Genomic DNA, 13,509 nt, shown 5'->3' with positions numbered 1-13,509 from the left:
TGGGCATTCTGAATGCATGAGTGCCCTGGCCGCATCAGTAAGTCAGGATTCGCAGATCAGCATTACGCAATCACAGGAGAGCAAGCCATGAGTTCAAGCAACGTAATACGCATCGGTTGTGTCCAGACGCCGGCCACGGCGACCTTCGAAGAGGCCATCGAGGTCGCCGGCCACCTGGCGGGCGACGCAGTGGCGAAAGGCGCCGAGTTGGTGTGCCTGCCCGAGTTCTGCGGCGGCCTGAGGACCGACAACGGTATGATCTGTCCGCCTTCGGCGCCGGAAGCGGACCATCCCGTGGTCGCGTCCCTGCGGGATTTCGCGCGGAACGCCGGCGTGTGGACGCTCATCGGCTCCGTGGCGGTGGACGGGCTCGACGGCCGGCTCATCAATCGCGGTTTCCTGGTGGACGACCAGGGAGAGATCCGCGCGCGCTACGACAAGATCCACCTCTTCGACGTGGACCTCTCCCGTGACGAGCAGTACCGGGAATCGGATGTCGTTTCCCCCGGCGAGACGGCCGTGGTGACGGACACGCCCTGGGGCCGGCTCGGCATGACCACCTGTTACGACCTGCGCTTTCCCCAGCTCTACCGCACGCTGGCCCAGGCCGGCGCCGAGATCCTCGCCGTGCCGGCGGCGTTCACGAAGACGACGGGACAGGCCCACTGGCACGTGCTGAACCGCGCCCGGGCCATCGAGAACGGCGCCGTGGTGGTGGCGCCCTGTGCCGCGGGTTCGATACCGGGCGGCGGCGAAGTGTACGGTCATTCGCTCATCATCTCCCCGTGGGGCGAGGTCCTGGCCGACGGCGGCGAAGACGTGGGCGTCATCGTCTCAACGGTGGACCTGGGCAGCGTCGCCAGCGCGCGCGGCCGCGTGCCGAGTCTCCGCCACGACCGACCGTTCAGCCTGCCCGCGAAGACCAGGGCGGACCGGCGATCGGTGGCGTGAGTCGTCGTTCGAAGGAACTCGTCCATGGGAGCGCTTCCAGTTGAAAGAACTCATCCTGGTACGGCACGCCAAGTCGAGCTGGAAGGACCCTACCCTAAGCGATCATGACCGGCCGCTGAACAAGCGCGGGAAGCGGGACGCGCCGGAGATGGGGGAGCGGCTGGCAGCGAGTGGGTACGATCCGGACCTGATCGTTTCGAGTTCCGCGGACCGGGCACTGGACACGGCGAGGACCATAGCCGGGAAACTCGGATACCCCCGAGAGCGCATCGCGGAGGAGAAGCGCCTCTTTCACGCGGGCGTTGCCGAACTGCTTCAAGTGATCCGGGGCACGGATGATTCGGTGGATAGCCTGATGCTGTTCGGGCACAATCCCGGGTTGACGGATCTTGCGAATCACATCGGCCCGAGAGAGATTTTCAATATGCCCACCTGCGCCGTGCTGCACCTGCGGTTCCAGGCTGACACTTGGTCCACCGTGGGAGAGGTGCCCGGCGACGAAGTGCTGTACGATTATCCGAAGCGCGTGGCGCGGTAGCGCATCGCAGTAGCACAACGCAGTAGAAGGTTATTTTACGTGGACGGTCCGCAGGGAGATATATGAGGAATTCCGGAGGAAGCTAAACGAGGAATGCTGGAGGGTTGAATGTCCGTCGATACGAGAGAAATGAAGTTCACTGCGACTGAAGAGAAAGGCGAGGTTTCGGCCATACTGGCGAGGCCGGCTGGCCCGGACGGCTCAGGCGGCTCCGACGACCAGGCCGCTGCACATGCCCTGCTGGTACTCGGACACGGATCGGGCACGAATATGCGCCATCGGTTCATGGAGGAACTTAGCGACGCGCTGAATGATGTCGGCGTCGCCACCTTGCGATTCAACTATCCCTATTCCGAAAAGGGCGGCGGGGGGATGGACGGCGAGAAGGTGCGCCTGGCCACGGTGCGGGCGGCCATCGAGACGGCGAAGGAAAACGCCGACGGGCTGCCGGTGTTCGCCGGCGGGCATTCCATGAGCGGTCGCATGGTGTCAATGGCGTGTGCCCATGAACCGGTCGAAGGGCTGCGGGGCATCGTGTTTTACGCCTTTCCACTCCACGCGAGCAAGAAGAACGCGGAGCGCGCCGAACACCTGAAGGCGATCGAGGCGCCCATGTTGTTCCTGTCCGGCCAGCGGGATTCGATGGCGGACCTGGATCTTCTGCAGCCGGTCGCGGACGACCTGCCAACCGCGACGCTGCACGTCGTGGATACCGCGGATCATGGATTCAAGGTACTGAAGCGTCGGAATACAGACGAACCCGTCATGGAGGAGCTGGCCAGGGTCTCGGCCGAATGGATGGCGGAACCGCGGTAGCCGGACTATGCTGACCATGCTGACCGCTTGACTACGGCACTTCCTTAGTGCCTTATTAACCCACATGGACACACTGACGATCATATTGCTCATCGCGCTCCTGGCCTGCCTGGCGCTGGCGGCCGGCGTGCTGGTCTGGAGCTTTAAGAACAGCAGCCGGGTCAATGCGCTCAGCGGCGAGAAGGCGGCCATGGAGACCGAACTGGGCGCGGTGCGCGAGCAACTGGCCGAAGCGCGGAATGCACTGGAGGAAGTCCGGAAGCTGGAAGTCGAACGGGCCGGCCTGCTTCAGAAACTCTCCAACGCGGAGGAACGCCTCGGCGAACGGGACGAGGTGGAGAAGCGGTTCAAGGACACCTTCAAGGCCCTGTCGTCGGAAGTCCTTAAGTCGCAGCAGGAATCGTTCAAGGCAAACGCCGAGGAAACGCTGAAAGCGCGCCAGGAAGCCGTCGAGAAACTGGTCAAGCCCCTGTCGGAGAAAATCGAGTCGCTGGACAAGGCACGGGCCAAGAATGCGGGCGAATTTCAAACTCAGATATCGAACCTCATGCAGGCCAACAGGGAACTCGCCAGCGAGGCCCAGACGCTTTCCAACGCGCTTAAGCGGCCCGACGTGCGCGGCCGGTGGGGGGAGACCCAGCTTGAGCGGGTCCTTGAGCTTTCGGGCCTTCGGAAGGACATCGATTTCACGGTGCAGGACAGCTTCGACAGCGAAGGGGAACGGATTCGAACCGACGTGATCGTCCATCTGCCGCAGGACCGGACGGTGATTCTCGATTCCAAGGTGTCGCTGACGGCGCTCATGGAAGCCTTCGAGACGGATGATGACGAAACCCGGTCGGCCGCAATCGACCGCCATGTCAGCCAGGTGAAGAGCCACGTGGACTCCCTGGCCAAAAAGGAGTACTGGAGCGTCCTGGCCTCGACGCCGGACATGGTGGTGATGGTCCTGCCCGAATTCGCCTTTCTCCCCGCCATCGAACGGGAACCCGGGCTGACGGAACGGGCCCTCGAGAAGAACGTGGTCATCGTCACGCCGCCCGCCCTGCTGGCGCTGCTAAAGGCCGTGGAGATGTCCTGGCAGCAGATCCGCGTCGCGGAGACCGCCCGGCAGATCAGCGACCTGGGCAAGGAGATGTACGACCGGCTGGCCGTGTTCGCGGGGCACTACGTCAACGTCGGCAATTCGCTTCGGCAGGCGATCGAACGGTACAATCGCAGCGTCGGTTCATGGGATACCCGGGTTGCCACGTCCGCCCAACGTTTCTCCGACTTGAACGTCCCCATCACGCGGGAACTCCCGGAGGTTCCGCCGGTCGATGCCATTCCCGGATCGATCCAGAAACTGACGGACGGCAAGCCGGAAGCCGGGAAGCTGGCGGACGGGAAGCTGGCGGACGGGAAGTCGGCGGACGGTAACCTGACGGACGGGAAGCCAGTGGACGGCCAGGCTGAAAACGCAGACGGCCGCGTCGTTGACAATGATGAATAACTTGAATTACTGATCACCGATCACCGCCAGAAGTCGATCTCTTCGATTCCAAAAAAACGCAATTCCGTTCTCCCACGGAACACCCAGGCACGCATCCCCCGGTACCAAAATCCATTTTCCAGGCTTGAATATCCCTCCCACCGGCGGCATCCTGTTGCCACACAACTCGTTTTAACGTAAAATTATATTGCTTTATCGCAATAATGGCGTATAATTTATTATAAAGAGCATAATATTACGCCCAAATGAGGTTGTAATATGAAAAACCGGACTGTGCTGTCCTTGATGAAACAGAAGTCGGGTACCCGACTGGGACGACTGATCGCATTGACAGGTGCCCGTCAGACCGGCAAGACCACCCTGGTGCAGGCCGGGTTTCCTGAATACGACTTCGTCTCGCTCGAAGACCCGATCGTACGCCCGGACTATACCGCGCTTTCAGCGGCACAGTGGTACCAACGTTATCCCAGGGTCATTCTGGACGAAATACAGAAGGCGCCTTCGATAGTCGAATCCGTCAAGGCGGTGTATGACCGATATCCCGACACCCGTTCCATACTGCTTGGATCCAGCCAGATCCTGTTGATGGATCAGATCCGGGAGAGCCTGGCCGGACGCGTCACCATATTGGAACTGTATCCGCTTACGATACCGGAGATGATGACCGATTCCTGGCACGATCCGGTCGTGGAATCCCGCCTGGTCCGGTTCCTTGAATCCGGGGATCCTGATATGCTTGTATCAGGAATACCCCAACAAAGCGACAGGTACGCCAGAGCGGTTGATCACCTCGATCACTACCTGAACTTCGGGGGCATGCCGGTCGTTACCGATGTTACGCTGTCCCGGGAGGACCGGTACGGTTGGCTGCAGGACTACCTGCGAACGTATCTGCAAAGAGATCTTCGCGACCTGGCCAATCTTCGGGACCTGGTTCCCTATGTACGCATGTTGCGGGCATTGGGCGGTTTGGCTGGCGGTTTGCTGAATACCAGCGAACTGGCCCGTCTCGCCGGCGTGACGCACAGGACGATCAATCGTTTCGTCACTTACCTCGAAATCAGTTACCAGGTCGTTCAGTTACAACCATGGTTCAGAAATCGAAACAAACGCCTTTCCAAGGCAGCGAAAATACACTTCCTCGATCCGGGCATCCAGCGCGCGTTGCTCAACCGCAGGGGTCGGCCCTCGGGGACCGAATTCGAAGGCGCCATCGTCGCGGAGATCTTCAAACAGGCGCGGAACCTGAGGTTGCCCGTTGATTTATATCATCTGCGAACGGTCGACGGTCGGGAAGTCGATCTGCTGATCGAGACCGAAAGCGGCTATGTGCCTGTCGAGGTTAAATACAAAGACAGGGTCTCGCACAGGGACGCGCGCCACCTGCGTCGTTTGGATGAGATCCTGGACAAACCCGTCCTGCAGGCGCTGGTGCTATCCAACGACCCACATATCCGAGACCTGGGTGACGGCGTGATGGGGATACCCGCGGGATGGGCGCTCGGTGGGTAAAAAGTGCTTCCCGGTGTGAACACCAATGCAATCTCGTCTCGATGACCATCGAACATGCGGAAGAAAACGCGAACATCATGGAATACGCTTTTGAGCGCCGGCCGAATGTGAGGGACTGACGCAACCTCCCTCACCACGTCCGTTCCTTCAGCAGGTCCTGGATGGCCGCCTTCGGGACCGGAAGTTCGTCCATGTGGCCCTCCAGCCATTCCGAGAAATCCGCCTCCATCCCGTCCGTCCACCGGTCATCGATCTGGCCGGGCGTGTATTTCCCCTCCCGCAGCCGCTGCTTGCCGAACATATCTCTCAGCTGGACGAGTTCGGAGGTCTTCACCACGGTCTCCGCGAGGTGGGGCGGGATGAAGGCGACGCCTTCGCGCTTGCCCAGGACGACGTCGCCGGGCATGACGGTGGCCTGGCCGATGCGCACCGCGGTGTTGACGCCCAGGAGCATGATCGTGGGCGAGGCGTAGGAGGGGTGCCAGCCCCGGACGAAGCAGGCGAAGTCCTCCAGCTCCTCGATGCCTTCCAAATCCCGCACCGACCCGTCGAAGACCACGCCGTTGCCTGAATTCGCGTAGATGGCCGTGGCCAGGTTGTCACCGATGATCGGCCCCTCGTCGACCTTGCCGTAGGTGTCCGCCACGTAGACGTCGCCGGGCACGAGCATGTCGATGGGCCAGGAGATCTGGTCGCCGATGCAGCCGGCGGCGGCGCCATTCGCTTCCATCACAGCGCGCATGGCCGGCCGCCGGGGCATGTACATGGCCGTCAGCGCCCGTCCCACGAGTGTCTTGCCGGGATGGGTCTGCATCCATCCGCCCTCGTACTGGTGTTCGTAGCCCGAGCCGCGCATCACGCCCCAGGCCTGGGTGATGGACACGTTCTTCATCCGTTCCATGATCCCGTCCGGCACCCTGGGCCGTCCGTCCGGGAAGCGTTCGCCGTCCCAGTCCGGCGTGTAATCGATGAGTTCCTCAGGGGACAGGTTCAGCGGGCAGAATTTGTCGGACATGGGTGCTCCTCGGGCGTCAGTTTCAGCGCGCGGCTTCGGTCGAATACGAGTGCTCCCCGCGGGCATCTCCCTGCCGGGGCGTCGCATCTCCCTGCCGGGGCTTCGCGGGTTCGATCAGATTCCGCTGGCCTGGTCGTGGTCCCACTGCCATCGGGTGATCTTCGGGTTCAGGGTCAGCACGGCCAGCGCCCCGATGTAGTCCGGACCGGGGTCGACCGACGCCATGGACCAGCGGTCCGTCTCCAAAGGGTCCCAATGCGTGGCCCGCAATTCGGGCGGATCGTTTGGGTCGACGGAGACGTCGAACTGGTCGAGGGGGCAGGACAGGCCCTGCCCGATGGCCTTGACGAAGGCCTCCTTCCGCGTCCAGCAGGCCAGGAAGGCCTCGTCGCGCCGGTAACGGGGCATGGATGCCAGTTCGTTGTATTCGCGGTCGGAAAAAACGCGGTGGGCGATCTTCAGCCGGTCCATGGTCGCGCGGCGACGCAGGTACTCCACGTCGATCCCCACCGGCACGCCCGCCGTGACCGCGTAAACGGCCAGGTCATGAGAATGTGACACGTTGAACCGGATCGATGTCGCCGGATGTGCGAGTTCGGGTTTGCCGTATTCGGTATAGTGGAATTGCAGCTCGGCGGGCACGGCGGAGACGTAAAGGGCAAGGAGGTTGCGAAGGACAGCCCGGGCAACCGTGTATCGATCCCGCGCGCTGCGCACGAGGAACCGCTTCGCCCGCTCGAGTTCGTCGGCCGCCAGGAAACGCTCCAGTTCCCCGACCCGGTCACTCGGCAGATCGAGGGCGGCCCGCCAGACGTGAATCTCGCTTTCCGCGGGCTGCCGCTTCCCGAACGGTTCGGCGGGCGCCGCCTGCCACGTACTGGTGTACCCGATTCCGTCACCGTTCATAGACGATTTTTCCGCCGCCGACTGTCAGGTCTGATTTCGCGTCCCCTGACTTGCACCGGCGGGATAGCGTTCGGGGTGTCCGCCCCGCTTCACCAGTCTGCCTGGTCCGCCGGTAAGCGCTGCGTCCGCTCGGTCCGCCCCTCTTCACCAGTCCGCCTGGTCCGCCGGTAAGCGCTGCGTCCGCTCGGTCCGCCCCGCCCTACCAGTCCGCCACGCTGCCGTCCGTGTCGTAGAAATGCTCGCCGCCCAGTTCCTCCCGGTACGGCGCCCGTTCGCTGATCGCCTGCTCGTCGATCTCGATGCCCAGCCCGGGCTTTTCGGGCAATTCGATATGGCCGTCGACGACCTTCCAGTTTTCCTTCAGGAGGTCCCCGCCGAGCGCCCAGTCCACCTGCTCCTGGGCGAGGAAGTTCGGGATCACGGCGTCCACGTGCATGCAGGACGTGAAGGCCACGGGTCCGATGGCGCAGTGGGGCAGGACGTGGATGTAGTAGACCTCGGCCATGTTGGCGATCTTCTTCAGTTCGGTGATGCCGCCGGCGTGGGATCCGTCCGGCTGGATGTAGGCCGCGGCCTGCTTCTCGAAGACCTGGCGGAACTCCCAGCGGCTCAGCAGCCGCTCGCCCGTGGCAATGGGGAAGGTGACGTGGTCCGAAACGAGCTTGAGGGCGTCCACGTTCTCCTGCGGCACCGGCTCCTCCACGAACATGGGCCGCATGTCCTTGATCTCGTGGCAGATCTCGATGGCCAGAGCGGGAGTCATCTTCCCGTGGAAATCGAAGGCGAGCTCCACGTCCGGCCCCACCCATTCCCGCATGAGAAAGGCGCATTCGACGAACTCGTCGATGACCGCCGGCGGCTCATGGCCCCGCCACTTGCCGCCTGGGCCGGTCTTGAAGGCCGTGTACCCGCTTTCCAGCAGCATGTCCAGCCGTTTCCGGGCCGCGGCCTGGGTTTCGTCGGACAGGTTGCCGATGCCCCAGTGGGCGTATACGCGGATACGGTCCCGAACGGCGCCGCCGAGCAGCTTGTAGACGGGAACGCCGTAGTGCTTGCCGGCGATGTCCCAGAGCGCCTGGTCCAAGGCGGACAGGGCGGTCATGAGGATGGCCCCGCCGCGGAAGAAGGCCGAGCGGTACATGTGCTGCCAGTGATGCTCGATGCGCAGCGGGTCCTTGCCGAGGAGATAGTCGGCCAGCTCGCGCACCGCGCCTTCCACGCTCTCGGGCTTCCCTTCGAGGGTGGACTCTCCCCAGCCTTCAAGGCCAGTGTCCGTGGTGACCTTGACGAGCCGGGTCCGGTGGCGGGGGAAGAACTGTTCGACGGATGCGATTTTCATGACGATTCCCGGCGCCGGGCGGCCGCGTCATCTAACGAAAAGCGGGCGGCCCGCGTCATCTGCCGAATAGCTGCCCCGGATTGATGGCCTCGATGGCGTAACCGGCCGGGACGACGAATATGGAGGGATCGACGGTATGGGGTTTTACGTTGGTCGCGGTCAGGGTCATGGACATGGCCGTCCCGGGGAAGGACGTGGTGACCTGCAGCGGGAAACCGGACAAGCCCTCGGTCCAGAAGGGCATGCTGTCCTTCAACGCGTTTCCGAGGGAAGCGGCCAGGTCCAGCTGGATCGCGTCGGTGACCCACATGTACTGGGTCATCGCGCCGGAAGGATTGGCCCTTGTGATCTTGTACTTCCTGCATTCGTAGCCGGCGATGACCGTCGTTTCGTTCTCGTCGACGATGACTGGCGCGGTCCGTTCTTTCAGGTTCGGGTCCGCGACGATCTCGTAGGCCTTGCTGTTCATGTGGCTGATGACGAATCCGCGGCCCGACGATCCGTCGATGATGACTTCGCCCATCGTCAGGCCGATCATGCCGCCCCGCATGAGGATCTTGGTCTGGCCGCCCTTGATGTAGAGGGTGTAGGACTCGGGCACCAGCATGGTGACCTGGGCACGTTCCTGCATGTTGCCGCCGCTGAACGCCACGCTGAAGTCGAGGCTGCCTTCGAAGGCGCCTTCCTGTGGTTGGGCATATGCAGATGGAAAGGGCGCCAGGACGAGGCCCAGCAGTACTGCGATCGCCGCGTATCTTGTCACGTCTCTCTGATCCCGTCTGGTTCGAAGTCTGCGAAATGCGATGGATGCCTACTCTTCGGAAATGATGGTGAGTTCACCGGCGTGGCAGGTGTAGCAGGTAACCAGTTGCAGGTCTTCCTTCTTCATGACGTTGCTGTTGATGGCTACTACCTGCTCGTTGACCTGCTCCACGAGCCTGATGAACTCGCGGCCGATGAGCTTCGTTTCCTTTTCGTCGCTGGCGTAGTCTTTCAGGTTGTGGCAGTAGTCGCACTTCTCCCCGATGCCGCTGCTGACCGACTTCATGTATTCGCGTATATCCCGGGTAGAGAGATCCGTCAGGACCTGGACGTTCTGGGGGGTGCGCTGGGCGTCCACGGTTGCGTCGACCAGGACCGTCATCACGAAGCAGGCGGCTATCACCGGTATGAACCGTTTCATCGCGACTCCTTTCGTCGTGGGCATTGCGGACTCTGTTGCCCGTCGCCGGGCCTTCCCCGCGCCTCGGGCGGTTCGGGCAAATTAGGTACGCTCCCCCGCGCTGTCAAGGGCTTTCAGGCCAGTCTTGCCGTCCCGTCCTTCCGCCTTATTTGTATTGACAGTTCCGCCCGTTTGCCTTTTCAATACCGATGTCTATCCGGGACCGGCGGCACTCCCCGGCGGCCGGCCCGGCCGGACCGCCACTTCCCGTTCGATGGTAACCCCACCTGGTATATACCGTGATCGATTCGATCTTATACGCGCTCGGCCTGATCGGAGGGTCCGAGCACCTGTCCTTCAGAACTACGATCCCTGTCTGGGTCATCGTCCTCTTCACCCTGTCCGTGGCAGGGCTCGTCGTCCTTTTCTACCGCCGCATGCCCGTGGCGACTTCCACGCCGATGAAAACCATGCTCACCACGCTGAAGATCCTGCCTCTGCTGCTGGTCGTGTTCTGTCTCATGGAACCCGTCATCGTGTCGTCGGAGGTCTCGCCCCGCAGGGGTTTCCTCCTGATGCTGTTCGACGACTCCGGGAGCATGGGCATTCAGGACGCAACGCGGGGCCTTTCGCGTGTGGAAGCGGTGAAGCGCCGGTTCGGGGATGATGGGCTGCTCGAGGAACTCGCCGCACAGTTCAGGCTGAGGTCCTACCGGTTCGCGGACCGGACCGAACGGGTCCCGGGTATCGGGGAACTGGACGCTTCCGGGACCGCGACGGACATGGCGGGAGCGCTCGCACAGGCCGCCGGCGAGTTCAGGGACCTGCCCGTGGCCGCCGTGGTGCTGGTGACCGACGGCGCGGACAATACGGGCACGGGTACGGACAAGCTGGCCAACGCGGCCGCATACCTCGCATCGCAGGACACGCCGGTCCATGCCGTGGGCGTCGGCCGGGAACGGATCGATCGGGACGTGGAGATTCTCAAGGTAGCCGCATCGGACCGGGTCACGGAAGGTACCATAACCGACCTGGTCGTCACCCTTCGCAGTTCGGGGTATTCGGGCCGGTCCGTCGACCTGAACATCAGGGAGGGCGGTCGCGTGGTCCAGACGGTACCCGTACGGCTGGGCGGAGACGGCGACATCCAGCGGGTCCAGGTCTTTCTCTCGCCGGAATCGCCGGGCATTCTCGAATACTCGGCCGAAGTCGCCCCGCAGAACGCGGAGACGATCGCGGAGAACAACGCGCAGGCCTTCCTGCTGGACAACCGGTCGAAAACCGGACGGGTCCTCTACGTGGAGGGATACCCCCGGAGAGAGTTCAAGTTCATTCGAAGAGCCCTGGAGGAAGACCCCAGGATCGATCTGGTCTCGATCGTCCGGATCTCACCGGACGGGAGGATCTACCGTCAGGGAATCCGGGATCCACAGCGGGAGCTGACAGCAGGATACCCCCGAAGCCGCGAGGAGCTGTTTGCCTATGACGCCGTCGTTTTCGGAGATGTCGAGGCAGACTGGTTCACGCCCGAGCAGTTGCGGCTCACCGAGGCCTTCGTGAGTGACCGCGGCGGCGGCTTCCTGATGATCGGCGGACTGAGTGCCTTCCGGGAAGGTGGGTACGCGGGAACGCCGATCGAGGACCTGCTGCCGGTTCGACTCACCGGCGAAGACTGGGCCATGGGCATCGTCGACCACGCCTTTCTCCTCGAACCGGCCGCGGAAGGGATCGACCATCCGCTGCTCCGTTTCGGGTCTACCCGGGAGGAAAACAGCGCGATCTGGAGCGAGTTGCCGGAACTGATGGGCTACAACCGGATCGGCGGTGCGAAACCCGGCGCCGCCGTGCTGGCGATTGACCCGAAGGCGGACGCGCTGGAAGGATCGAACGTGGTCCTGGCGGTTCAGCGTTATGGAAGAGGACGGTCCATGGCCTTTACCGGTTTCAGCACGTGGCGATGGCAGATGCATCTTCCGTCGGAAGACCAGTCGCACGAACGGTTCTGGCGCCAGATGATACGCTGGATCTCCCTGTACGCCCCCGGTCGGGTATCGGTCGCTACGGATCGGACGAACTACGCCGGACACGAGCCGGTCATTATCGAAAGCCGCTTGTTCGACCAGGAATTCGAACCGGTGGACGGCGCCGAAGTGTGGGCCGACATAACGGGCCCTGCCGGACGTACGGAGGCCGTGCGGCTCGAGCGGATCCTGGGAAGGAACGGACTGTACAGCGGCGAGTTCCGGCCCGCACTGGGCGGAACGCACAGGGTGGAGGTGTCGGTCCGTTCCGGAGATGGCGAGTTGCTGCGTGACCAGACCGGGTTTACCGTGGCCCCTTCGGCCACCGAATTCACGAACGCGGGGCTTCGCCGGGAAGAACTCGAAAGACTCGCGGCGTCCACGGGCGGCACGTACCTGCCGCTGTCCGATGCGGGACAGCTCACGGAACTGATCGCGCCTGTCGAGGATACGGCGACTTCGATCCGCGAGAGAGACCTGCGGGACGCCCCCTTCCTGTTCGCAGCGATTCTGCTCTTCCTGAGCGCCGAGTGGTTCCTGCGACGGCAGAAAGGACTTTCGTGATGGGCCTGGTCAACCTGGCCCCATGTATGGCCGCGAGCATGCTGTCCGCGAGCATGCTGTCCGCTTGCCTGCTGTCCGCTTGCCTGCTGTCCTTGGGGCTGTTGCCGGCTCATGCGGTCGGTCCTCAGGAAATGAAACCCGCGGGACCGTCGTCGGGCGTGCGATACGGGCTGGTCATCGCGGGTCTCGGCGGCGAGACGAAGTACGTGGAACAGCATCTGGCCTGGGCGCGCGGATTCTACGAGGTATTGAAGACCGAACATGGTTACCCGGAAGACCGGTTGTTCCTGCTGGTCGAAGACCCGGACGCCGCGGGCGGCCCCCCTGCTGTGAAGTCCACACTCGAGGAGATCCGAGCTGCCCTGACCGAGCTGGCGCGCATGGTGCGTCCCAACGACGATCTGTTCGTCCTGCTGATCGGCCATGGCAGCGCCACGGGCACGGGCGCCAGACTGAACATACCCGGCCCCGACCTGACGGCGGACACGCTCCGTGACGCGCTCGATGAGATCGGAGCCCGATACACGGTCGTGGTGAACGGAGCGAGTTCCAGCGCCCCGTTCATCGACGCGCTCAGCGGTCCCGGCCGCGTAATCGTAACGGCAACCAAGAGCGGCGCCGAACGGCTGTCCACGGTCTTCCCGGAACACCTGCTCGACGCACTGAAAGCGCAGGCGGGCGACCTGGACAAGGACGGGCGGGTCTCCGTGCTGGAGTCCTTTATCTTCGCGAGGAACAGGACCGCGGAGTGGTACGTAGGCCAGGGGTTGCTGGCTACCGAGCATGCCCTGCTGGACGACAATGGCGACGGGCGGGGTACCCGGGAACCGGGACCCGGCGGTACGGATGGGACGCTGTCCGGCAGGATATACTTCGGACGCGGGCCAGGCGGACCGGAAGCCACCGCCGGGACCGTGCCGCCCGGCGGGCAGGCGCTGCAGGCGCGCATAGAGGAACTGCGTTGGCTGATCGATGACCTCAGGGCCCGTAAGGACCAGGAGGACCCCGGAGAATACGCGGCGCGCATGGAGGAAATGCTGATCGAACTGGCCCGGGTGACCCGCCAGCTCAGGGAACTTCAGACACCGGAAGACCAATCCCCTTGACCCTTTCCGTCTTGTCCTTGACGCATGGTCCGGAGCCGTTAACATATGGAGCGGTTGAAGCAGTGAATTGCGTACGGACGCCAACAC

Annotated in this window: 12 protein-coding genes; 7 read left to right on the top strand and 5 right to left on the bottom strand. The window is 63.2% G+C overall.

Annotated elements, in window-relative coordinates; genetic code table 11:
- Window positions 1-87: 87 nt before the first annotated feature.
- The 5 genes from OXH56_11980 (at window position 88) to OXH56_11960 (ending at window position 5,309) form a co-directional block, all read left to right on the top strand.
- A complete protein-coding gene (locus OXH56_11980) occupies window positions 88-951 on the top strand; it encodes a carbon-nitrogen hydrolase family protein (GenBank protein MCY3556024.1) in 864 nt (287 codons plus the stop codon).
- Between the two features lie 40 nt (window positions 952-991).
- On the top strand, window positions 992-1,489 hold the full coding sequence (locus OXH56_11975) for a histidine phosphatase family protein (GenBank protein ID MCY3556023.1): 498 nt from the start codon (window positions 992-994) through the stop codon (window positions 1,487-1,489).
- Window positions 1,490-1,597: 108 nt separating this feature from the next.
- The gene (locus tag OXH56_11970; GenBank protein ID MCY3556022.1) at window positions 1,598-2,305 is read left to right on the top strand and encodes a dienelactone hydrolase family protein; all 708 of its coding nucleotides are present in this window, start codon (window positions 1,598-1,600) and stop codon (window positions 2,303-2,305) included.
- 64 nt (window positions 2,306-2,369) lie between these two features.
- Window positions 2,370-3,797, top strand: a complete 1,428-nt coding sequence (rmuC, locus tag OXH56_11965; GenBank protein MCY3556021.1) for a DNA recombination protein RmuC — start codon at window positions 2,370-2,372, stop codon at window positions 3,795-3,797.
- Between the two features lie 258 nt (window positions 3,798-4,055).
- On the top strand, window positions 4,056-5,309 hold the full coding sequence (locus OXH56_11960; protein MCY3556020.1) for an ATP-binding protein: 1,254 nt from the start codon (window positions 4,056-4,058) through the stop codon (window positions 5,307-5,309).
- A 130-nt stretch (window positions 5,310-5,439) separates the two neighbouring features.
- Here OXH56_11960 and OXH56_11955 read toward each other — a convergent pair whose 3' ends face one another.
- The 5 genes from OXH56_11955 to OXH56_11935 form a co-directional block, all read right to left on the bottom strand.
- A complete protein-coding gene (locus OXH56_11955) occupies window positions 5,440-6,324 on the bottom strand; it encodes an RraA family protein (protein MCY3556019.1) in 885 nt (294 codons plus the stop codon).
- 114 nt (window positions 6,325-6,438) lie between these two features.
- On the bottom strand, window positions 6,439-7,230 hold the full coding sequence (locus OXH56_11950; GenBank protein ID MCY3556018.1) for a 4'-phosphopantetheinyl transferase superfamily protein: 792 nt from the start codon (window positions 7,228-7,230) through the stop codon (window positions 6,439-6,441).
- Between the two features lie 199 nt (window positions 7,231-7,429).
- Window positions 7,430-8,569 carry a galactonate dehydratase gene (dgoD, locus tag OXH56_11945; GenBank protein ID MCY3556017.1) on the bottom strand — a complete coding sequence of 380 codons (1,140 nt, stop codon included), beginning with the start codon at window positions 8,567-8,569 and terminating at the stop codon, window positions 7,430-7,432.
- A 55-nt stretch (window positions 8,570-8,624) separates the two neighbouring features.
- A complete protein-coding gene (locus OXH56_11940; GenBank protein MCY3556016.1) occupies window positions 8,625-9,332 on the bottom strand; it encodes a DUF4412 domain-containing protein in 708 nt (235 codons plus the stop codon).
- 48 nt (window positions 9,333-9,380) lie between these two features.
- Complete coding sequence (locus OXH56_11935; GenBank protein ID MCY3556015.1) at window positions 9,381-9,752, bottom strand: c-type cytochrome; 372 nt, start codon at window positions 9,750-9,752, stop codon at window positions 9,381-9,383.
- Between the two features lie 278 nt (window positions 9,753-10,030).
- Between OXH56_11935 and OXH56_11930 the strand changes: the two genes are divergently transcribed.
- Both OXH56_11930 and OXH56_11925 read left to right on the top strand, forming a co-directional pair.
- Window positions 10,031-12,316, top strand: a complete 2,286-nt coding sequence (locus OXH56_11930; protein MCY3556014.1) for a glutamine amidotransferase — start codon at window positions 10,031-10,033, stop codon at window positions 12,314-12,316.
- On the top strand, window positions 12,316-13,422 hold the full coding sequence (locus OXH56_11925) for a hypothetical protein (GenBank protein MCY3556013.1): 1,107 nt from the start codon (window positions 12,316-12,318) through the stop codon (window positions 13,420-13,422). Before OXH56_11930 ends, OXH56_11925 begins: the two co-directional genes overlap by 1 nt.
- Window positions 13,423-13,509: the final 87 nt, after the last annotated feature.

Source organism: Gemmatimonadota bacterium (assembly GCA_026702745.1).
Lineage (GTDB): Bacteria > JAAXHH01 > JAAXHH01 > JAAXHH01 > JAAXHH01 > JAAXHH01.
Note: the sequence above shows the minus strand (reverse complement) of the source record. Positions and strands in the feature narration are given on the sequence as shown.